Origin of the sequence: Myxococcus faecalis (assembly GCF_050039385.1) — a bacterium.
GTDB classification, from domain to species: Bacteria; Myxococcota; Myxococcia; order Myxococcales; family Myxococcaceae; genus Myxococcus; species Myxococcus fulvus.
The window spans coordinates 7,394,343-7,415,935 of sequence record NZ_CP144336.1; the positions used below are offsets into that span (position 1 = coordinate 7,394,343).

At 68.7% G+C, this 21,593-nt stretch carries 19 protein-coding genes; 15 read left to right on the forward strand and 4 right to left on the reverse strand.

What is annotated here, in order from left to right; translation table 11 throughout:
- Nucleotides 1-45: 45 nt before the first annotated feature.
- From VZQ01_RS29725 to VZQ01_RS29740, 4 genes are all read right to left on the reverse strand, one after another.
- Nucleotides 46-813, reverse strand: coding sequence for an ABC transporter permease (locus tag VZQ01_RS29725; RefSeq protein ID WP_408889449.1), 768 nt, complete (start codon nt 811-813; stop codon nt 46-48).
- Complete coding sequence (locus VZQ01_RS29730; RefSeq protein ID WP_426745321.1) at nt 810-1,790, reverse strand: ABC transporter ATP-binding protein; 981 nt, start codon at nt 1,788-1,790, stop codon at nt 810-812. The genes VZQ01_RS29725 and VZQ01_RS29730 overlap by 4 nt, the downstream gene beginning before the upstream one ends.
- Nucleotides 1,771-2,691, reverse strand: coding sequence for a tetratricopeptide repeat protein (locus tag VZQ01_RS29735; RefSeq protein ID WP_408889451.1), 921 nt, complete (start codon nt 2,689-2,691; stop codon nt 1,771-1,773). Before VZQ01_RS29735 ends, VZQ01_RS29730 begins: the two co-directional genes overlap by 20 nt.
- A gap of 91 nt (nt 2,692-2,782) precedes the next feature.
- The gene (locus VZQ01_RS29740; protein ID WP_426749002.1) at nt 2,783-3,352 is read right to left on the reverse strand and encodes a prepilin-type N-terminal cleavage/methylation domain-containing protein; all 570 of its coding nucleotides are present in this window, start codon (nt 3,350-3,352) and stop codon (nt 2,783-2,785) included.
- A gap of 231 nt (nt 3,353-3,583) precedes the next feature.
- Between VZQ01_RS29740 and VZQ01_RS29745 the strand changes: the two genes are divergently transcribed.
- The 15 genes from VZQ01_RS29745 to VZQ01_RS29815 all read left to right on the forward strand — a co-directional run bounded on the left by VZQ01_RS29745 (nt 3,584) and on the right by VZQ01_RS29815 (nt 21,592).
- Complete coding sequence (locus tag VZQ01_RS29745; protein ID WP_408889452.1) at nt 3,584-4,792, forward strand: prepilin peptidase; 1,209 nt, start codon at nt 3,584-3,586, stop codon at nt 4,790-4,792.
- A 16-nt stretch (nt 4,793-4,808) separates the two neighbouring features.
- On the forward strand, nt 4,809-5,930 hold the full coding sequence (locus tag VZQ01_RS29750) for a sensor histidine kinase (RefSeq protein ID WP_408889453.1): 1,122 nt from the start codon (nt 4,809-4,811) through the stop codon (nt 5,928-5,930).
- 57 nt (nt 5,931-5,987) lie between these two features.
- Nucleotides 5,988-7,406, forward strand: coding sequence for a sigma-54-dependent transcriptional regulator (locus tag VZQ01_RS29755; RefSeq protein ID WP_141323733.1), 1,419 nt, complete (start codon nt 5,988-5,990; stop codon nt 7,404-7,406).
- Between the two features lie 195 nt (nt 7,407-7,601).
- Nucleotides 7,602-8,684 (forward strand): type IV pilus assembly protein PilM, encoded by a 1,083-nt coding sequence (gene pilM / locus VZQ01_RS29760; RefSeq protein ID WP_046715650.1) that lies wholly within the window; start codon nt 7,602-7,604, stop codon nt 8,682-8,684.
- Between the two features lie 27 nt (nt 8,685-8,711).
- A complete protein-coding gene (locus tag VZQ01_RS29765) occupies nt 8,712-9,395 on the forward strand; it encodes a PilN domain-containing protein (RefSeq protein WP_223748134.1) in 684 nt (227 codons plus the stop codon).
- A gap of 13 nt (nt 9,396-9,408) precedes the next feature.
- Nucleotides 9,409-9,993, forward strand: a complete 585-nt coding sequence (locus VZQ01_RS29770) for a type IV pilus inner membrane component PilO (RefSeq protein ID WP_046715648.1) — start codon at nt 9,409-9,411, stop codon at nt 9,991-9,993.
- Nucleotides 9,994-10,036: 43 nt separating this feature from the next.
- Nucleotides 10,037-10,609: a pilus assembly protein PilP gene (locus tag VZQ01_RS29775; protein ID WP_223781758.1), complete on the forward strand. Its 573-nt coding sequence runs from the start codon at nt 10,037-10,039 to the stop codon at nt 10,607-10,609.
- A 56-nt stretch (nt 10,610-10,665) separates the two neighbouring features.
- Nucleotides 10,666-13,383, forward strand: coding sequence for a type IV pilus secretin PilQ (locus VZQ01_RS29780; RefSeq protein WP_426745323.1), 2,718 nt, complete (start codon nt 10,666-10,668; stop codon nt 13,381-13,383).
- Between the two features lie 36 nt (nt 13,384-13,419).
- Entirely contained in the window at nt 13,420-14,058 is a 639-nt protein-coding gene (locus VZQ01_RS29785) for a hypothetical protein (protein WP_426745324.1), read from the forward strand.
- A 34-nt stretch (nt 14,059-14,092) separates the two neighbouring features.
- Complete coding sequence (locus VZQ01_RS29790) at nt 14,093-14,455, forward strand: roadblock/LC7 domain-containing protein (RefSeq protein WP_141323739.1); 363 nt, start codon at nt 14,093-14,095, stop codon at nt 14,453-14,455.
- A gap of 135 nt (nt 14,456-14,590) precedes the next feature.
- The gene (gene efp, locus VZQ01_RS29795; protein ID WP_223748138.1) at nt 14,591-15,172 is read left to right on the forward strand and encodes an elongation factor P; all 582 of its coding nucleotides are present in this window, start codon (nt 14,591-14,593) and stop codon (nt 15,170-15,172) included.
- A 30-nt stretch (nt 15,173-15,202) separates the two neighbouring features.
- Nucleotides 15,203-15,799, forward strand: coding sequence for an acetyl-CoA carboxylase biotin carboxyl carrier protein (accB, locus tag VZQ01_RS29800; RefSeq protein WP_223748139.1), 597 nt, complete (start codon nt 15,203-15,205; stop codon nt 15,797-15,799).
- A 70-nt stretch (nt 15,800-15,869) separates the two neighbouring features.
- A complete protein-coding gene (gene accC / locus VZQ01_RS29805) occupies nt 15,870-17,255 on the forward strand; it encodes an acetyl-CoA carboxylase biotin carboxylase subunit (RefSeq protein ID WP_141323742.1) in 1,386 nt (461 codons plus the stop codon).
- Nucleotides 17,256-17,443: 188 nt separating this feature from the next.
- Complete coding sequence (gene sgmX, locus VZQ01_RS29810; RefSeq protein ID WP_426745325.1) at nt 17,444-20,623, forward strand: type IV pili formation protein SgmX; 3,180 nt, start codon at nt 17,444-17,446, stop codon at nt 20,621-20,623.
- Between the two features lie 24 nt (nt 20,624-20,647).
- On the forward strand, nt 20,648-21,592 hold the full coding sequence (locus VZQ01_RS29815) for an ExeA family protein (protein ID WP_223748141.1): 945 nt from the start codon (nt 20,648-20,650) through the stop codon (nt 21,590-21,592).
- Nucleotide 21,593 lies beyond the last annotated feature (1 nt).

The window sequence follows — 21,593 nt, forward strand, 5'->3', positions numbered from 1 at the left end:
GGCGCACGGGGCCCTGGTGGACGGGCCCTCGTTTCGCGGGGGGCTTCAGCGGAAGTCGCGTCGCTCGAAGATGAAGATGGCGGCGGCGGTGAACAGCGCGGCCCAGCCCAGGCCGTACCCGATGCCGGAGAAGAACGTGGAGGCGTCCACGGGCAGGGCATAGGTGGCCTGGGGACGGAAGTTCATCTTCTCCAGGTTCGGCAGCAGGTAGTAGAGCGCGGTGGCCCCGGTCTTCACGGGACCGTCGTCCAGCCGCTGCGCGATGTCGAAGAGGTCATTGGCCAGGTGGCCCGCGAAGTAGATGCCCGTGGTGGCGATGGCCGACACGGCGGGGCCCGCGAAGCTGGAGAAGAGGATGCCCGCGCTGGTGAGCACGAGCAGCTCGAACCAGAGCCCCACCACCGCCAGCGCCTGGGTGGCGTTGACGTTGACCTGGAAGATGACCAGCTGGCTCAGGAAGATGAGCATCATCGCCGCCATCAGCACGGCGAGCGTCAGCATGTTGCCCGCCAGCCGCGCCAGCAGGAACTGCGAGCGGGACACCGGCTTGCTCACCACCAGGAAGATGGTGCGCCGCTCGATTTCCCGGCTCAGGAGGCCGCTCGACAGGAAGATGGTGAGGAAGACGAGGATGAGGCTCATCATCCCCAGGCCGAAGTCGGTGAGCACCCGGTCGAACGTGGCGACCGTCACCTCCGTCACCAGCGTCGACGACAGCAGCACCACCGCGGCGAAGGCGCCCACCACCACCGTGACGCGGTTGCGGCGCGCCTCTCGGAATCCGTTCCAGACCATCGCGCCGAACGCGCTCATGTGTTGATCTCCCCGCCGACGCTCGTCGCCCGTCCGGAGTCCTTCAGGGCATCCATGAAGAGCTGCTCCAGCGAGAACTTCGCCGCCTGGAGGCTGTTGACCCTTCCACCCGCCGCGAGCACCTGACCCAGCAGGCGCTGGCTGTCCGAGTCGGCGACCTGCAGCAGCACGCGCCCATCCAGGGCCTGGGTGGACTCCAGCGCCACGCCCAGGTTCTTCACCTGGTCCATCTTCAGGCCCTCGACCACGACTTCGACGGAGGGCACCTGCGCGGAGAGCAACTGCTGGACGCTGCCCTCACGCACGCGGCGGCCCCCCACGAGCACCGCGAGCCTGTCGCAGAGCGCTTCGACGTCCGGGATGATGTGGCTGCAGAACAAGACAGTGGTGCCCCGGTCTCGCTCGGCGAGGATGAGGTCGCGCATCTGCCGGCGGCCCACCGGGTCGAGGCCACTCGTCGGCTCGTCGAGGATGAGCATCTTCGGCTTCGACACCAGCGCCTGCGCGAGCGCCACGCGCTGGACCATGCCCTTCGAGTACCGGCGGATCTGCAGCTTCTCCGCGTGGCTCATCTCCACCGCGCCGAGCACCTCTTTCACTCGCACGTCCAGCTCGTGGCCACCCATGCCGCACAGCTGTCCAGCGAGCGTCACGAACTCGCGCCCCGTCAGGTACTCGTAGGGCGAGGGGTTCTCCGGAAGGAAGCCCACCATCCGCCGCGTCGCCGCCTGGTCCACGGGCTGTCCGTACAACAGCGCCGTTCCGCCACTGGGGCGCACCAGGTTCATGAGGATTTTGATGGTCGTGGACTTGCCGGCACCGTTGGGGCCGAGCAGGCCGTAGATCTGCCCGGCGCCCACCTCGAGATCCAACCCTTGGAGGGCTCGAACCGTCTTGTTGAACCAGAAGCCTACCTTGTAGGTCTTCGAGAGTCCTCGAACCTGGATGGGAGGCGCGTCAGTGGGGTTGGGCGTCATGGTTCTTCGAATCCAGGGGCTTGGGAACGAGGCGGTCGCCGTCCTCGGTCTTCTCGTCGTAGATGAGCTCCAGCCGGAACCGCGCGGCCGTGGAATAGCTGCGGCCGTCCTCACCCAGGAAGAGCTTTCCGCCCAGGGGGTCGGCGGGCAGCTCCCTCAGGTCACCCGAGGACACGAGCGCCTCCAATGAGGCGGGCAGTCGGCCTTCTCGCTGCTGGTGGCGCTGGATGGCGGCGTCGAGCTGCTGGAGCAGCCGTTCCTGGAGGATTTCATTCACACGGCGCTCGTAATAGGCGCGCGTCTCGTCGTCCTCCGCGCTGTCGCGCAGGGCCTGCGCCAATCCGAGGCTCGTGTCGAAGTCACCCGACTGCGCATACAACCGGGTGGCCAGGCCCGAGTACCACTCCGGCGCGCCCGGCTCCTTGGCCAGCTCCTCGATGATGGAGGCGGCCTCACGGTACTTCCGCTCGAAGAACATCAGGTTGTAGGCGAGCTGGAAGTGGATGCGCTTGTCCTCGGGTGTGTTGACCATGCCCTTGCGGAGGATGCGCGAGGACTCCTCGACGTTGGCGTACTCCTCGCGGCCCAGGTGGATGGGGATGGTGATTCCCGCGAAGGTGTAGACCTTGGCGAACCTGGGGTCGAGGTCGGTGGTGAGGTCCGCGTAGTAGTAGATGTCCCGGTACTCGGTGAGCTTCCGTGCGGTGCCGACGCGGTTGATGGTCAGGATCCAGAAGTAGTCGGCGACGAGCCCGATCTGCGCCTTGAACAGCGCCTTGAGGAACCCGGCGCGTGGCAGCACGGGGCGGTCACCCAGGTAGAGCGGGGCGAGAGGGGGGCCAGAGAGGAGGACCACCAGGAGCAGGCCGGCGGTCATGAGCACGGGAGTCAGCTTGCGCATCATTCCTTGAAACGGAGACGGGGCACCCGGTCTGCTCGGGCGCCCCGTTCGTACCGCATGAGGCCCTGGTCAAGCCAGGGCGGCCCCGTGATTAGCAGCTCACGTCGTTGTACGCGTTGCCGGGCTCGCCGCCACCGATCTTGTTGCTGTCGATGCCGCAGGTGCCCTGCAGGGTGGTGGGCGTGGAGGCCAGGGACGTGATGCCCCACGTGTCGGCGTTCTTGTCGTTATCGACGTTGCCCACCGCGATGGCGGAGAAGTCGCAGTTCGGGCAGGTGCCCGCCACGCCAGCGGTCAGCGGCGCGGTGCCCACCGTCGGAACCTCCGTGAAGCGGGCCTTGTCCTGGCCGATGCAGCCGCCGCTGTAGTTACGCCCGGTCGTCTCGACGGACTCGTTGCAGACGCCGTTGATGCCGTAGCTGAAGCGGTTGCCCGGCTCCGGGTCGAAGCCGACGACCTTGAAGTCGGAAACGTACTTGTCCTTCTCGCCGAAGTACGCCTTCTGGGCCGTGAAGATGGCCTTCAGGTTGGTCTTCGCCTCGGACTGCTTGGACTTGGCCTGGAAGCGGATGAAGTTCGGGATGGCGATGGCGGCCAGGATGCCGATGATGGCGACGACGATCATCAGCTCGATGAGGGTGAAGCCACCCTTCTTCTTCATGAGGCGATTCAGCATGTCGGGAGTGCTCCGCAGGTGCAGAGGGGGGTTGAACGACAGCCCGGATTCTTAGCACGAAGGGTGCCATGGCCAACAGTCACCCCAACCTGAGGATTTCCCACGAGGTCGGGCCGCGCACCCGGTCAGGCAGGGCGCCTGGTTGCCAAATTTTGTCACTGCTTCTGACGGAAATCGTCGATCCAGGGGGCTGACCTCTCCGGGCGCGACGCTAGGATGCCGGGCTCCGTGACGGACTTCTCCCTCGTGCCGGGCTGGGCCGGGCCTCTCTTCACCGCCTTCCTCCTGGTCCTCGGCCTGTGTATCGGCAGCTTCCTCAATGTCGTCATCGCGCGCGTCCCCGAAGGACTGAGCATCGTCCGGCCCGGCTCGCGCTGTCCCCGGTGCGGGCACGTGCTCTCCTGGTACGAGAACATCCCCGTGCTCTCGTGGCTCGCGCTGAGGGGACGGTGTCGTTCGTGTCACGCGCCCATCTCGCCGCGCTACGTGCTCGTGGAGCTGCTCACGGGGCTCCTGTTCCTCGCGTGCCTGCGCCGCTTCGGGTGGACCTACGAGCTGTTCCCCGCGCTGGTACTGGTGTCGCTGTTGATACCGCTCACCTTCATCGACCTGGCGCACTGGATACTGCCGTTCTCGCTGACGGTGCCGGGCATCGCCGCGGGGCTGTTGCTGGCGGTGCCGCGCGGCGCGGACGCGGTGGTGGACGCGACGGTGGGCGCGGTGCTCGGCTTCCTCGTCTTCCGCATGATGGAGTACATCGGTTGGAAGGTCTTCAAGAAGGAGGCGCTGGGCGGCGGCGACAAGTTCCTCGTCGCGCTGCTGGGGGCGTTCCTCTCCTGGCGAGCGCTGCTCGGCATCCTCTTCCTGTCCTCGCTCCAGGGCGCGGTGGTGGGGATTGCGCTGCTCGCCCTCACGGGACGCGCGGGGCCTGCGGCGCAACCGCCGGCTCCGGATGCGCAACCGTCTCCGACGGGGCCAGGGCCCACGCCGGCCGAGGACGTGTCTGCGGCCAGTGATGGGGCATCGGGGGTCGCGACGACGTCGACCTCGAGCGGCGTCACGCTGCCGTCGCCCGATGATGTGTCACTGCCCGGGATGGCCGCGCACCCGTCGGGTGGCGCGCCCGTGGCCGAGGCGGGACCAGAAGAGGAGCCCGAGCCCACCATGACGTGGGAGTTCACCCGGCCCGGCATTCCGCTGTGGAAGCGGCTGCTCCTGGTGCCCTGGTGCCTGCTCGTCCAGCCGATTCCCGACGCACCCGTGGACGAGGAGACGGGCGAGGAGGAGGAGTGGGTGCCGGGCCCCACCAACATCCCGTTCGGTCCGTGGCTCGCGCTCGCGGGGCTGGAGGTGATGCTGCTCGGTCCGTGGCTGGCGCGGGTGCTGCCCATGGACATCGCGCTGCTCCTGGGGGGCGCGCCGTGAGCCGCGCGGGCACTCGATGAAGTGGCGCATCGCCAGCGTGGCGTTCCTGCTGGCCTCGCTCTGCACGGGCCTGTCCTGGCTGTCGCTCCAGCCCGTGCTCATCCGGCTCCTGGAGCTGGGGCGGCGGCTGGCTCGGCCGGGCACGCCGGACGCGGAGGTGCTGTCGCAGGTGCGGGGCTTCCTGCCGCTGGCGCTCGGACTGGACTTGGTGGCGCTCACGCTGCTGGCCTATGGAATTCTGTACCTGACGGTGGGGCGTCCGCTGCGCTCGGCCGAGGAGATGGTGGAGCAGCTCGGCCGCCTGGAGCCCGACCCGCACCTGTCGCCCACGCAGGGCGGCCCGCTGCTGTCACGCATGCAGCGCGCGCTGCAGCGGCTGGCGGATGCGCTGCGCCAGGAGCAGTCCCTCACGCGCTCCCAGATGGAGTCCCTGCGCGAGGCGAACACGCGGCTGACCCGCGCGCAGACGGAGCTGGTGACCTCCGAGCGACTCGCCACCGTGGGACGACTGGCGGCGGGTGTGGCGCACGAGGTGGGCAACCCGCTCGCGGGCATCCTGGGCTACCTGTCCCTGGCGCGGATGAAGGCGCCCTCGGCGGAGCTGAATGACTACCTGGAGCGCATCGACCACGAGGTGCAGCGCATCGACCGCATCGTCCGGGGGCTGCTCGACCTGGGGCGGCCGGAGACGGCGTCGCCGGGGCCGGTGGACGTCGGCTCGGTGGTGGAGACGTGCGTGCGACTGGTGCGGGCCGCGCCGGAGCTTGAGGGCGTCTCGGTGGAGCTGGCGCTCGAGCCCGGGGTGCTGGCGCGCGCGGAGCCGGGGCCCTTGTCGCAGATCCTCATCAACCTGCTGCTCAACGCCGCGCAGGCCATGGGAGGGCAGGGGAGCGTCAGCGTCGCCACGCGGCTGGAGGCGGGCGAGGTGCGGGTGATGGTGAGGGACCATGGGCCGGGAATCCCGCCCGAGGTGATGCCCCGCCTGTTCGAGCCCTTCTTCACGACCAAGGGGCGTCAGGGCACGGGCCTGGGACTCGCGGTGTCGCTGCGACTCGCGCAGGTGATGGGCGGGCGACTGGGCGCGGAGAACCTCCCCGAGGGCGGCGCGCGCTTCACCCTGGCCCTCCCCGCCGTGTGAGCGGGCCAGAAGCTATCTCCTCCCGCGACTCTGGGGGATGATGGAGGCAAGGCCGCCATGTCCCTGTTCCGCTCCATCCTCGTCGCCGACGACGAGCCCTCCATCCGCCACATCCTCACGTTGGTGCTCACCGACCGGAAGTACGAGGTGCGCGCCGTCGCGGATGGAGAGGAGGCCCTGAGGGAGCTGGCCGCGCGCGACTACGACGTCCTGCTGTGTGACGTGCGCATGCCCCGCAAGGACGGCCTCACGCTCCTGCGCGAGGCCCAGGCCGCGCACCCGGGGCTCACCGTCGTGGTGATGAGCGCCTATGGCTCGCAGGAGCAGGCGCTGGAGGCCGTGTCCGCGGGCGCCTACGACTACGTCCAGAAGCCCTTCAAGCCCGAGGAGATCGTCTTCGTCCTGCGCAAGGCCGAGGAGCGCGAGCGGCTGCTGCGCGAGAACAAGCGCCTGAAGCAGTCGGGCCTGCCGTCACTGCCCCAGGGCCACATCCTCGGCTCGAGCGCTCCGTTGCAGGCGGTGCTCCGGCAGGTGGCGAGGCTGGCGCCCGTGGACACCACGGTGCTCATCAGTGGCGAGAGCGGCACGGGCAAGGAGCTCATCGCCCGGGAGCTGCACGCGAAGAGCCCCCGCGCGCCGCTGCCCTTCGTCGCCGTCAACTGTGGCGCCATCCCCGGCGGGCTCCTGGAGAGCGAGCTGTTCGGCCACGCGAAGGGCGCCTTCACCGACGCGCGCACCGCCAAGCGCGGCCTGTTCGCGGAGGCCGACGGCGGCACGCTCTTCCTGGACGAGGTGGGCGAGCTGCCGCTGCCCGCGCAGGTGAAGCTCTTGCGCGTGTTGCAGGAGGGGGAGATTCGCCCTGTCGGCGAGAGCCGGGTGGAGAAGGTGGACGTGCGGGTGGTGGCGGCCACGCTGCGCGACCTGGGCAAGCTGGTGGAGAAGGGGGAGTTCCGCGAGGACCTCTACTACCGGCTCAACGTGGTGAACGTGCGGATACCGCCCCTGCGCGAGCGCCGCGAGGACGTGCCGCTCCTGGCGAGCGCGTTCCTCCATCGCTTCAACCGCGAGCTCAACCGGGAGCCCCCCGTGGAGGGGCTGTCCCCGGAGGCCGAGGCGCTGATGTCCGCCTACGCGTGGCCGGGCAACGTGCGCGAGCTGGAGAACGCCATGGAGCGCGCGGTGCTCCTGGCGGATGGCCCGCACATCCTCCCGACCAACCTGCCCGAACGGCTGTGGGCCGCGCCCGCACCCGGACCGGCCACGGCGGGGGATGGCGGAGTGCAACAGGTCGGTAGTGACCTGTCGCTCAAGCGGGCCATCCGGGACCTCGAGGAGTCCTACATCCGGGCGGCGCTCCGTCGGACGAAGGGCAACCGCACCCGGGCGGCCGAGGTGCTGGACATCAGCCACCGGGCGTTGCTGTACAAGATCAAGGAGTACGGCATCGACCCGGACGCCGAGGCGGAGCGGGGATGACCGGGTGGGGTGTGCCGTCCCCATTTGACCAAATGCGTCCGAGGCCGGAAAATCGGGCCTCCGCGACCGTGGTGGGGGCCTGGCGCAGCATGAACGCAGGGGTCCCGGCCGAACGGAGAGCAGGCGGGCTCCGGGCACTTTTTAGGTGGGGTTGACGGCCAGTGCTACGCTGGCCGCCTCTCGACGGAGTCAAGAATGGCGAAGGGCAAACTGGCACTCGGTCTGGACATCGGATCGACCTCCATCAAGATGATCCTGCTCAAGGAGCAGCGCAAGCGCGGCGAGGTCGGCTTCGCGTTGCAGAGCTTCGGCATGAAGCCGCTGCCTCCGGAGGCCATCGTCGATGGAGCGCTGATGAACTCCACCGCCATCGTGCAGGCGGTGCAGGAGCTGATGTCCGAGCTGAAGGTGAAGGGCAAGGACGTCGCCATCGGCGTGTCCGGCCACTCGGTCATCATCAAGAAGATTCAGATGCCGCGCATGTCCCAGGAGGAGCTCGAGGAGAGCATCCAGTGGGAGGCCGAGCAGTACATCCCGTTCGATGTGAAGGACGTGAACATCGACACGCAGATCCTCGACGGCGGCGGCAACGACGCCACCGGGCAGATGGACGTGCTGCTGGTGGCCGCCAAGAAGGACATGATCAACGACTACACCACCGTGGTCTCCGAGGCGGGCCTCGCGCCGGTGGTGGTGGACGTGGACGCCTTCGCCGTCCAGAACATGTTCTCCGTCAACTACGACCTCCCGGAGAAGGAGACCGTGGTCCTCATCAACGCGGGCGCCTCGGTGGTGAACATCAACATCATCGCCAACGGCGTGACGGTCTTCACCCGTGACGTCACCATCGGTGGCAACCAGTTCACCGAAGAAATCCAGAAGCAGCTCAACGTCTCCTACGAGGAGGCCGAGGCGCTGAAGATCGGCGGCAATCGCGCGGACGCGGACGCCGTGGTGCCCCAGGACGTCGAGCGCGTGCTCTCCAGCGTGGCCGAGCAGGTGGCCGGTGAAATCCAGCGCTCGCTGGACTTCTACGCGGGCACGGCGGCGGACTCGAACTTCACCAAGGTCTACCTGTCGGGTGGCACGGCGAAGATTCCGGCCCTGTTCAAGACGATTGAAGCGCGCACCGGCGTGCCGGTGGAGATCCTCAACCCGTTCCGCAAGATCGAAGTGGACAACCGCAAGTTCGACCCCGCGTTCATCATGGACGTGGCGCCCATGGCCGCGGTGGCCGTGGGACTGGCGCTCCGGCGTCCGGGCGACAAGCTGGCCTGACCTGTCCACCTCCTGGAGACGACGCACATGATGATTCGCATCAACCTGCTTCCCGTCCGGAAGGTCCAGACCCAGCAGAAGGGCCGCCAAGTCCTGGTCCTCTTCGCGCTGGCGCTCCTCGGCGCCGCCGTGGGCAACTACTTCTGGTACGACGACCGTGATTCCGAATACCAGCGCAACGCCCAGGGCATCGCCCAGACGCGCGCGAAGATCGCCGAGTTGGAGAAGGTCATCGGCGAGGTGAAGAACATCAACGCTCGCAAGGCGGAGGTCGAGAAGAAGCTCGCGGTGCTCGACTCGCTGCGCAAGGGGCGCAACGGCCCGGTCCGGATGATGGACGCGCTCGCGTCCGCGACGCCCAAGAAGGTCTGGGTGAAGGGCTTCGTCGAGTCCGCCAGCGCGGTGTCCATCGACGGCTCGGCCGTCAGCCACGACGAGGTCGCCGAGTTCATGCGCGGCCTGAACGGCGTGGTGTGGACGCCCAAGGGCATGGGGCGCCTGGTGGACCAGCGCCGTGACGCGAAGACGTCCCGCGTGGAGCTGCTCACGGCGGAGGCCACCATCGAGGAGTTCCCGGCCGGGCAGATCACCCCGTTCTTCACCAATATCGACCTGACGAGCGCGGTGCAGACCAAGGCGTCCGCGGGTGTCACGGGCATGCCCCCCCTGGTCGACTTCAAGATCACCCTCAGCGCGAACTACGCCATCTGACCGAGGCCCCACCATGGACAAGTACCTGGACCAATTCGTCAAGGCGTCCCCGGGCGTCAAGTTCGGTGGCCTCGCCGCGGTCATCATCCTGATGACCGCCGCCAACTACTTCCTGCTCATCGAGCCGACCGAAACGCAAATCGAGGCTCAGCTGGGCGAGCGGCGCACGCTGGACCTGGAGCTGGCCGAGAAGAGCGAGATCGCCCAGAACCTCAACGAGCGCCGGCGCGAGATGGACGTGCTGGAGCAGAAGCTCGCCGAGGCCCTCACGGAGCTGCCGGAGAAGAAGGACGTCGAGGAGCTGCTCGCGCAGATCAACGACATCGGCAAGAAGAGCGGCCTGGAGATCTCCCTGGTGCAGCCCGACCGCGAGTACGTGGGTGGCGGCGAGTTCTTCGCCCGCATCCCCATCCGCATGACGGTGAGCGGCAACTACCACGAGATCGCCATGTTCCTGCAGGAGATGGCGAACATGCGCCGCATCGTGAACGTCAACAACATCAACCTGGGGCAGCCGACGCTGAAGAACGAGAAGGTCGTCCTTCAGAGCAGCTTCCTGGCGACGACCTTCCGGTTCGTCGAGACCCAGAAGAACTAGAAACTTGATCCGTCCCGGAAGTAGGGCGACAAGGGGATTGAGGATGAAGATGTTCAAGGCCACCATGACGACCGCCGCGCTCGCGCTGACGCTCGCCGCCTGCGAGGACGCGCCCCCGCCTCCTCCGCCGGTGGCGGCGGCTCCCGCGCCGGCCGCCCCCGCCGCGCCGGCGGAGACGGCCCCCGCCGCGGTCGAGGCCGCGGCGGCTGCGCCGTACGTCTACTCGTACAACCCGGTGGGCAAGCGCGACCCGTTCCGCAGCCCGCTGGAAGAGCTGGGGCCGGTGAACCCCAACATCGCGGCGCCCACCTGCACGGAGCCGCTGTGCGCCTTCGACCTGGACCAGCTGAAGCTGGTCGCGGTCGTCACGGGCGACGCCAATCCACTTGCCATGGTCGAAGACCCGCTGGGTCGAGGCCACATCGTGCGCCGCAACACCCGCGTGGGGCGCCAGGGCGGCAAGGTCACGCAGATCCTCCGTGATTCGCTGACGGTGACCGAGGTGTTCTCGGGCAACGGAGAGATCATCAAGAATCCGGTGACCCTGCAGCTCAAGCCCGATGATCGGCAGGACCCGAGCTACAATTTAATGACGGGCAAAAACTACGGGGAGTAGCGCCCCCGTGGCGCGCCCGCGGGCGGCAGCCCGCTTCCAACTTGGTGAGGGGACGCATGCTCGAGAGGAGCGCTGTGACGAGGGGCAAGTGGATGTTGGCGACTGCATTCGCGGTCGTCCTTGCGGGCGCCAGCAGTAGCGGCGCCGAACTGAATACGCTTCGGGACCTGGATGTGTCCCGTACCGGCTCGGGCGCCCAGGTGGTGGTGACCGGAACCCGGCCCCCCACCTTCACCGTCTTCCGGCTCAGTGGGCCGGAGCGGTTGGTGGTGGACCTCTCGTCGGCGGATGCGACGGGTATCAAGGGCCACCATGACGGCTCCGGACCGGTGTCCGGCGTCGTGGCGTCGCAGTTCTCGGACGAGCGCGCGAGCGTCGGCCGGGTGCTGCTGGCGCTCGACAAGGCGTCCCAGTACGACGTGCGCGCGGACGGCAACCGCGTGGTCATCTCCGTGGATGGAGCGGCCTCCGCCCCCGAGGCGAAGCCCGCCGCGCCCGCGACCGTCGCGACGGCCCCCGCCGCCCCGACGACGCCCGCGCCCGCCGCCGAGGTGAAGCCGGCCGTCGTCGCGGAGGCCCCCGTGAAGCAGGAGGCGGCCGCGAAGCCCGCGCTGCCCGAGAACGTCGTCGCCGCCGAGGCCGACGAGCGCGAGGTGGCGCAGCCCGCCCAGCGCATCACCCAGCTCGCCTACGCCGATGAAACCCTGCGCATCCGCGCGGACGGCGACATCGCGCGCTACGAGGTGCTGGAGCTGGCGGACCCGCCCCGGCTCGCGGTGGACCTGTATGGGGTGGGCCTGGCGGCCCGCGCGCCCCGCGTCAACGGCGCGACCCTGAAGGAAGTGCGCGTGGGCGCCCACTCGGACAAGGTCCGGCTGGTGCTCGACGTGCGCGGCAAGATGCCCGCCTACCGCGTGGACCGCGCGGACAAGGGCCTCGAGGTGGTGCTCGGTGGCGCGGTGGCCCGCAAGGCCGCGCCGTCGCCCGCGCCGCAAGAGGTCATCGCCTCGGTCGCCGAGGTGGAGCCCCTGCGTCCGGCCCCCGTGGTCGTGGAGGCTCCGGCCACCGCGTCCGTGGTCGAGGTCAAGGACCTGTCGTTCCAGGAGGGTGGGGCGGGTGGCCGCGTGGTGCTGAAGCTGTCCGGCACCGCGGGCTGGAAGGTGGACCGTCCGGACCCGCGCAGCGCGGTGCTGACGCTGGACAACGCCCGGCTGCCCAAGAAGCTCGAGCGCAGCCTGGACACCAGCGCGCTGGAGACGCCGGTGAAGATGATCAGCGCCTTCAGCGTCCCCGGTGAGGGCCGCAAGGTGCGCGTGGTGGTCGCCGCCGACGGCGCCATCGAGGAGAAGGTCAGCCAGAGCGGCAACACCCTGTCGTGGCGCCTGGACGTCAAGGGCGTGAAGACGGACGAGGTGTCGGTCGCGCAGCGCACCGCCGGCTTCACCGCCGAGGCGCCCGCCTACGCCGCCGAGGGCGCGCCGCAGCAGGCCCGCTACCGTGGCAAGCGCGTGTCCTTCGAGTTCAAGGACATCGACATCCAGAACCTCCTGCGCGTCATCGCGGAGATTTCGAAGAAGAACGTGGTCGTCGCGGACGACGTGAGCGGCCGGGTCACCATCCGCCTGCGCAACGTGCCCTGGGACCAGGCGCTGGACCTCATCCTGCGCACCAAGCAGCTGGGCAAGGAGGAGTTCGGCAACATCATCCGCATCGCCCCGCTCAAGACGCTGGAGGAGGAGGCCCGGCTGCGCCAGGAGCGCAAGAAGTCGCTCCAGCAGCAGGAGGACCTGCTGGTCAACCTCATCCCGGTGAACTACGCGGTGGCCGCTGACATGTCCGCCCGCGTGAAGGACGTCCTGAGCGAGCGCGGCACGGTGACGGTGGACACGCGCACCAACGTGCTCATCGTCAAGGACGTGCGCTCCAACACGGAGAAGGCCCGCTCGCTGGTGCGCAGCCTGGACACGCAGACGCCGCAGGTCCTCATCGAGAGCCGCATCGTCGAGGCGAGCACGACCTTCAGCCGTCAGCTCGGCGTGCAGTGGGGTGGTCAGGCTCGCGCCGCCGCCGCCACGGGCAACTCGACGGGCCTCATCTTCCCGAACAACGTCGCCGTGACGGGCGGTTCGCCGAGCATCGGCGCCGCGGGTCTGCCGGCCGTGCCGAACTTCGCGGTGAACCTGCCGGCGCCGGTGGGCGAGAACGCCGGTGGCGCGCTGGGCTTCGTCTTCGGCTCTGCCGGTGGCGCGCTGCAGCTCAACCTGCGCCTGTCCGCCGCGGAGACCGAGGGTACCATCAAGACCATCTCCGCGCCCCGCGTGACGACGCTGGACAACAACACCGCTCGCATCAGCCAGGGTGTGTCCATCCCGTTCAGCCAGACGTCCGCGGCCGGTGTGAACACGACCTTCGTGGAAGCGCGTCTGTCGCTGGAGGTGACGCCGCACATCACCCAGGACGGCAGCATCCTGATGGCCATCAACGCCTCCAACAACCAGCCGGACCCGGCCAACACGGGCGCCAACGGTCAGCCCTCCATCCAGCGCAAGGAGGCCGTCACCCAGGTGCTGGTGAAGGATGGGGACACCACGGTCATCGGCGGCATCTACGTGCGCCGTGGCTCCACGCGGACCAACTCGGTGCCGTTCCTCTCGAAGATTCCGGTCCTCGGGTTCTTCTTCCGGCAGACGAACGACACGGATGAGCGTCAGGAACTGCTCATCTTCATCACGCCCCGCATCCTCAACCGGCAGACCATTGCGCAGAGCCTGTAAGGCATCGCGCCTCTTCTCCGAGGAGAGAGTACGCTCATGAAGCCCATCTATCTCGCCGCGCTGATGGCGTTCGGCTCGGTGTCTTGCGTCGACAACACTCCGAAGTTGCAGGTCATCCATGCGGCCCTTCCAGAGCCGGATTGCTCGATTCCGGAGGACGAGGCGATTCTGCGGGGCTCCCTGAACCTGGGGCTCGCGGGAGACTTCCTCCTGGGGCTGGTCATCACCTCCAACCTCGTGGACAGCCCCATCATCGTGGGGGAGGGTGGTGAGGTCAGCGATCCCGACAGCCTGGCCATCTACGTCACGTCCGTGGACGTGTCGTATCGGACCGAGCCGGACCTGGGCATCGAGGATGCGAACATCCCTCTTTTCGGAGGGTTCCGCCCGAATCAGGACAGCAGCCTGCTGCTGGGGGTGCTCACGCGGGACGCCCAGGCGGCGCTCTTCGCGGCGACGGCGGGTGGCGGCTTCGTCGACACGCTCGTCACCATGCGCTTCCGGGGCAAGACCGCTACCGGTAGCAAGGTGGAAGCGAACGAGTTCACCTTCCCGCTCACCGTCACCAACGTGGGGTTCGTCTGCCCCAAGCCGGGCGACGTCCCCGCGCAACCCACGGAGGCCTGCGACCTGCGTGGTCTGAATGGCGTCGTGCCGGAGTGCGAGACTCCCTGACCTTCGTCAGCCCCCCAGGAACCCCCCCGAGCCCATGTCCTTTCGCACGCACCTCGAGTCAGTCGTCAACCAGGTGGACGGAGCCCTCGCCTGCAGCGTGATGGGCTTCGACGGCATCTCCGTGGACACCTACCAGCGCGAGGAGGCGGGCGAACTGGACCTGGGCGGGGCCTGGGTGGAGTACGCCAACCTCCTCACGCAGCTGCGCCACGCCGCGGAGACGCTCAAGACGGGCGCGGTGAGCGAGGTCAGCGTCAACAGCGACAAGGTCCTCACGCTGATGCGGTTGGTGTCCCCGGAGTACTTCCTCGTGCTCGCCCTGCGCGCGGATGGCAACTACGGCAAGGGCCGCTATGTGCTTCGCGTGACGGCCCCCAAGGTGAGCGCGGAGCTCTAGCCGCGCCCTCTGTAAAGCAGTCGTCCGGACGACGCGGCGCTCCGCAGCTTTCCCCTTCCCATGGGAGGGGGCATGGGCTAGACACCCCCGACTTTTCAAGCTTCCGTATTTTCGAGTCTGAAGGAGTCGGTCCCCATGGCCGGTGTCATCGATACGTCCGAGTTTCACAACGGTATGAAGATCGAAATCGACGGTGAGCCGTTCGTCATCGTCGAGTTCCAGCACGTGAAGCCCGGCAAGGGTTCCGCCTTCGTCCGCACCAAGATCCGCAGCCTCACCACGGGCCGCGTCCTGCAGCCGACGCTGAAGTCCGGTGAGAAGGTGGGCCGCCCCGACATCGAAGAGAAGGACATGCAGTACCTGTATGTCCAGGGCGAGGACTACTACTTCATGGACAAGCGCGACTTCGAGCAGACCTTCATCAGCGAGAAGGCGCTCGGCGACGCGAAGAACTTCCTGAAGGAGAACACCGACGCGACCATCCTGTTCTGGAACGGGAAGGCCATCAGCGTCACGCTGCCGAACTCGGTGGACCTGAAGGTCATCAAGTGCGACCCGGGCGTGCGCGGCGACACGGTGTCCGGCGCGCTGAAGCCCGCCACGCTGGAGACCGGCTTCGAGGTCAACGTCCCCCTGTTCATCAACGAGGGTGACGTCCTCAAGATCGACACGCGCGACGGTGGCAAGTACCTGACCCGCGTGGCCACCGCGGGCTAGCCCAGGACGCCCGAGGGAGGGGACGCGAGCATGGCAACCAAGCGCAAGTCGACCCGGGCCTCCGCGCCCGCCAGCGCGTCCGCTCCGGCGAACGCGGCCAACGCGGGCAACACGTCGCTGGACGTGGAGGCCCTGCGGGAAATCGTCAACATCCTGGAGGCCTCGGACGTGACGAGGCTGGTGTGGAAGCGCGGGGAGGAGAAGCTCTTCATCCGCCGCGGCCACGCCCCGGAGACGACCATCGTCCACCACGCGGCCCCGTCGGCCGTCCCGGTGGGCCCGGCGGTGGAGTACGCGGCGCCCGCGCCCCGCCCCGTGTCGTCCGCCCCTGCCGCCGCGCCCTCCGCGGCCCCGGCCCCCGCGGCCGAGAAGGCCCCGGAGAAGCCCGGCCACGTGGTGACCAGCCCGTTCGTCGGCACGTTCTATCGGACGCCGGCGCCGGACCAGCCGGCCTTCGTCGACGTGGGCACCGTGGTGAAGAAGGGCCAGGTGCTCTGCATCATCGAGGCGATGAAGTTGATGAACGAAATCGAGTCCGAGGTCTCCGGCCGCGTGGTGGAGATCCTCGTGGAGAACGGGCGGCCGGTGGAGTTCGGCCAGTCCCTGTTCCGCATCGAGCCGGCCTGACGCTGGCGGGCGCGCCCCTCGCCCCATGATGGGCGCGCTCCCCACGCTGCTCGTTCCAGGAGACATCCCCGTGTTCAAGAAGGTGCTGATCGCCAACCGCGGGGAGATTGCCCTGCGGGTCATCCGCGCCTGTCGGGAGCTGGGCATCGCCACCGTGGCGGTGCACTCCACGGCGGACGCCAACGCCCTCCACGTGCGCTTCGCGGACGAGGCCGTCTGCATCGGCCCTCCGTCGTCCAAGGAGAGCTACCTCAACGTCCCGCAGCTCTTGTCCGCCGCCGAAATCACCCGCGCGGACGCCATCCACCCCGGCTACGGCTTCCTGTCGGAGAACGCCGAGTTCGCGGAGGTCTGCGAGAACTGCAAGATTCGCTTCATCGGTCCGCGCCCTGAGATGCTGCGGATGATGGGCAACAAGGTGCGGGCCCGGCAGGCGGCGCGGGAGGCGGGCATGCCGCTGCTGCCCGGCAGCCCCGGCACCGTGAAGGACCCGCGCGAGGCGGAGGAGTTCGCCCGCCAGATTGGCTTCCCCGTCATCCTCAAGGCGGCCGCGGGTGGCGGTGGCAAGGGGATGAAGATCGTCCGCGAGCCGAGCGCGCTGGCGCAGGCGTTCTCCACCGCGCAGGCGGAGGCGGTGGCGTCCTTCAACAACGGCGACCTCTACATCGAGCGGTACGTGGAGAAGCCGCGCCACATCGAAATCCAGATCGTCGCGGACGAGCACGGCAACATCATCCACCTCAACGAGCGCGAGTGCTCGGTGCAGCGGCGGCACCAGAAGCTCATCGAGGAGGCCCCGTCCCCGGCGCTCACGCCGGAGCTGCGCGAGCGGATGGGCCGGGTGTCCGTCGAGGCGATGCGCAAGCTGCGCTACAACAACGTCGGCACCATCGAGTACCTGCTCGACGAGCGCGGCGAGTTCTACTTCATGGAGATGAACACGCGCATCCAGGTGGAGCACCCGGTGACGGAGCTCGTCACGGGCGTGGACCTGGTCCGTGAGCAGATCCGCATGGCCTACGGCCACCCCCTGCGCTTCAAGCAGGAGGACATCCAGATCCGCGGGCACGCCATCGAGTGCCGCGTCAACGCCGAGGACCCCATCACCTTCGCGCCGTGGCCCGGGAAGATCACCGGCTACAGCGTCCCGGGTGGCTACGGGGTGCGCGTGGACTCGGGGGCCTACGAGAACTACACGGTGCTGCCGTACTACGACAGCCTGCTGGCCAAGCTCATCGTGCACGCGGAGGACCGCGAGACGGCCATCCGCCGCATGCAGCGCGCGCTCGGCGAGTACGTGGTGGAGGGCATCCGCACCAACATCCCGTTCCACCGCGCGGCGCTCGGCGAGGAGTCCTTCCAGGAGGGCAACTACGACACGCGCTTCGTGGAGCGGCTGCTCGCGAGTGAGACGGGTTCCCGTCGACTCAAGAAAGCCGTGGAAGAGACGCCGTAGCGCACGTCCGCCTACGTGGCGCGTCCGTCTAATGGGCGGGTGTGCAAGCAGGTGAGCTGGCCCTGGGGGGAGCCGGGCTGTTTCTTGACCCGCGTCGGAGGATTCCGTTAGCCTCCGACTCTCCCCCTTTTGAAGATAGAAACCCGCGAAGTTCCAAGGGGTTTCGGCTCGCCGGAAGCCCACGCTCGATGGACAAGAACAAGATCATCGAAGCCGCCGCGAAGCTGGTCGCGAAGGGCGCGTACGACAAGGCCATCAAGGAGTATCAGAAGGTCCTGGAGGTCGACCCGAAGGACATCCGGGTGCTCCAGAAGATGGGGGAGCTGTACCAGAAGAAGAACGACAACGCCCAGGCGGCGCACTTCTTCACCAAGGTCGCGGAGAGCTACTCCTCGGACGGCTTCTTCCTCAAGGCCGTCGCCCTCTACAAGCAGGTCCTCAAGCTCAACCCGAACCTGCTCGAGGTGAACCTCAAGCTGGCGGAGTTGCACCAGCAGCTCGGGCTGATGTCGGAGGCGATGGCCTACTTCCAGATCGTGGCGAACCACTACGACAAGGCGGGCGACACCAAGTCGTCGCTCGACACCTTGAAGAAGATGGTGGACCTCGACCCGGAGAACGTGGCGTCGAAGATCAAGCTCGCGGAGCTGTACGCGCGCGAGAACATGTCGCGCGAGGCGGTGCAGGAGTTCAAGCGCGCCGCCGAGTACCTCAAGCGCAACGGCCGCGGCGACGACTGGGCCCGCGTGGCCGAGCGCCTGTCCACGCTCGAGCCGGACAACCTGCCGCTCGCCAAGGAGCTGGCGTCCTCGTACCTGCAGCGCGGTGACCAGAAGCGCGCGCTCGCGAAGCTGCAGGTGTGCTTCAAGGCGGACGGCCGCGACGTGGAGACGCTGTCGCTGCTGGCCCAGGCGTTCCAGGGGCTGGGGCAGACCTCCAAGACGGTGTCCGTCTACAAGGAGCTGGCGAAGATCCACCAGGAGCGCGGCCGCCTCACCGAGGCCGAGGCCGTCTGGACGCAGATCGAGGTGCTGGACCCGCAGGACCCGGAGCTGCTCGCGCGCCGCGCGCCCGCGCCGGCCCCCGCGCAGCCGCAGCCCGTGGCCGCGCCGCAGCCCCAGCAGCCCTCCGCGCCCCAGCCGGCCGCCCGCGCCGCGCCTCAGCCCGCGGCCCAGCCGCAGCCCGCGCCCGTCGCGGCGCCGCCCCCTTCGCAGGCGGGGATGGCGCGCGAGCAGCTGGCGAAGCTGCTCACGGAGACGGACGTCTACGTGAAGTACGGGCTCCACGACAAAGCGCTGGAGCACCTGCGCAAGGTCTTCTCCGTCGACCCGGAGAACCTGGACGCGCACGAGAAGGCGTATCAAATCTACGTCGCGTCGGGGAACACGGCGCAGGCGGGCGAGCAGCTGTTGAACGTGCTGCGGCTGTGCACGCGCGCCGCGGACTCGACGCGCGCGCAGCCGTACCTGGCGACCATCCTCCAGCAGAACCCCGCGCACCCGGAGGTGCCGGCGTTCCTGTCGGTGCTGCGCGTGGAGGGCCCGGTGACGGCCTCTCCATCCGCGACGGTGGTGGAGTCGGTGGGCGAGGACGCCATCCTGGTGGACTCCAGCGACGACGAGGTGCTCGTCGCGCCGCCGCCCGAGGACGCGCTGCTGCATCCGCCGGGGGACGAGCTCGCGCTGGCCACGCTGCCCTCGAGCGACTCCGACGAGGTCATCGACGACGAGCACGACGCCACCGTCGTCAGCGAGGAGGCGCTCGTCGGCGAGGCCATCACCTCGGGCGAGCACGACGTCTACGACTCCCCCGCGCCGGAGGACCTGGCGGCGGCGGCCGAGGACGAGCTCCTGGTGTCGGGCGACGACGGGATGGTGCTCACGGACGAGCCCGGCCTCGCGTCCACGGACGACGAGCCGCTCGTCGAGTCGGCCGACCTGGATGGCCCGCTCTCCGACGACGGGAGCTACTCGCTGGGCGACTCGGATGACGAGGCCACGTCCACGATGGCGGCCATGTCGCTGGGCGACGATGACGACGCGCCGCCGCCGACGATGGTGCGCGCGCCCACGCGTCAGCTCCTCCAGGACGCCGCGCCCGACACGCGCAAGCAGCCGACGCTCGTCGAGGAGGCCTCGCTCGACGTGGACGAGGTCCCCACGCGGGTGGGCATCGCGCCGCTGGACGCGTCGATGCTCGACGACCTCGAGGAGCCCGCGGGCTCCGACATGCCGTCGCTGGGCGACTTCGAGGAGGAGGAGCCCACCGCCTCGCACGCCATCGTGGCGATGGACGACGCGCCCTTCGCCGAGTCCGAGCCCGAGTCCCTGCCGGAGACCGACTTCGGTTCGGTGGAGGAGGAGCCCCAGGACTTCGGCTCGCCCGTGGAGGAGCCTCAGGAGGAGGCCGCCGCCGAGCTCGCCGACGACAGCGTCAGCGAGCCGGAGGAGGAGCCCGCCGCGGAGGAGTGCGACGAGGCCGCGTTCTTCCTGGACCAGGGCCTGCTGGAAGAGGCGCGTGAAATCCTCGAGACGGTGAGCATCGCCTTCCCGGGCCACGCGCGCGCCACGGAGCTGATGGAGCGCCTGGAGGCGCTCGAGGCCAGCGGCGGCGTGCCGCCGGAAGAGGAGCCGCCCGAGCCCGTGTCGGTGCCCACCGTGCTTCCGATGACGGAGCCGGCGGGGGAGCGCGACGCGTTCGACCTGGCGGCGGAGCTGGCCGGCGAAATCGACAACCTGGGCGACGACACGGCGGCGGCGCCCGCGGCGGAAGAGGACTTCCAGTACTCGGTGGAGGAGGTGTTCTCCGAGTTCAAGAAGGGCCTGGCCAAGGTGGTGAAGCCCGAGGACGTGGACACGCACTACGACCTGGGCATCGCCTACAAGGAGATGGGCCTGCTGGACGACGCGCTCCACGAGTTCGAGGTGGCGCGTCAGGGCTCCATGGGCTCCAAGCGCGAGCTCGACTGCCTCACGATGATGGGCATGCTGCACCTGCTGCGCGGTGACGGCGCGTCCGCGGTGGCCACCTTCCGCGAGGGGCTCGCCAGTCCCCACGCCACGGGCGAGGCCGCCAAGGCGCTGGGCTTCGAGCTGGCCCAGGCCTGGGAGGCGAGCGGCGAGCCGGGCAAGGCGCTGCACCACTACCAGCGCGTGGCGGCGATGGACGCGAAGTACCGCGACGTGAGCTCGCAGGTGTCCCGACTGTCCGCCAGCACGTCACCGGAAGACGACCCCCTCCCCATGCCCGCGCCCGTCGCCACCACCAACGGCACGAAGAGCCCTGGCGGCGGTGCAGCCGCGGCCGTGGCCAATCCCCCCGTGCCGGCCGCCGGCGCGCCCAAGGCGCGCAAGGTCGGTTACGTGTAGTTGCCCCCGAGGTCCGGCGAGCCCATGACGACCTACCTCGATTTCTTCGACCTCACCCAGGAGCCCTTCTCCAACGCTCCGGTGAGCCGCTTCTATTACAACTCGGCTCAGCACTCGCAGGCGCTCACCCGGCTGATGCATGCCGTCAGCTACATGAAGGGCCTGTCCATCCTCGTCGGCGACATCGGCGCGGGGAAGACGACGCTGGCGCGCCGCATGCTCGACTCGCTTCCCGAGTCCGAGTACGAGGCCGCGCTGCTCGTCATCATCCACTCGGGCATCACCGCCAACTGGCTGTTGCGCCGAATCGCGCTGCAGCTGGGCGTGGAGAACCCCGCGCAGGAGAAGCTCGCGCTCCTGTCGCAGCTCTACCAGCGGCTCCTGCAGATCTACGAGTCCGGCAAGAAGGCCGTCGTCCTCATCGACGAGGCGCAGATGCTGGAGACGCGGGAGCTGATGGAGGAGTTCCGCGGGCTGCTCAACCTGGAAGTGCCGGAGCGCAAGCTCATCTCCTTCGTGTTCTTCGGCCTGCCGGAGATCGAGAAGAACCTGAAGCTGGACCCGCCGCTCGCGCAGCGCGTGGCCATGCGCTACAAGCTCGAGCCCTTCACGGCGGAGTCCACCGAGGCGTACATCAAGCACCGCCTGCGGCTCGCCGGCTGCCCGCGCATGCCGTTCTCGCCCGAGGCGCTGCTGGCCGTGCACGAGCACTCGTCCGGCTCGCCGCGTGTCATCAACACGCTGTGCGACAACGCGCTCTTCGAGGCCTTCCTGGCCCGGGCGGACACCGTGTCCGCGGACCTGGTGAACCGCATCGGGAAGAACCTGGGCCTGCAGGGCATCAACTCGGCCGCTCCTGGAGCAGCCGAGCGGGCGAGCGTGCCCGCCACGAACCTGCCCCGAGCGGCCAACAACAAGCTCGACCTCGCGGAGATAGACCGCTACCTCGAAGGGCTGGGTAAGCTCTAGG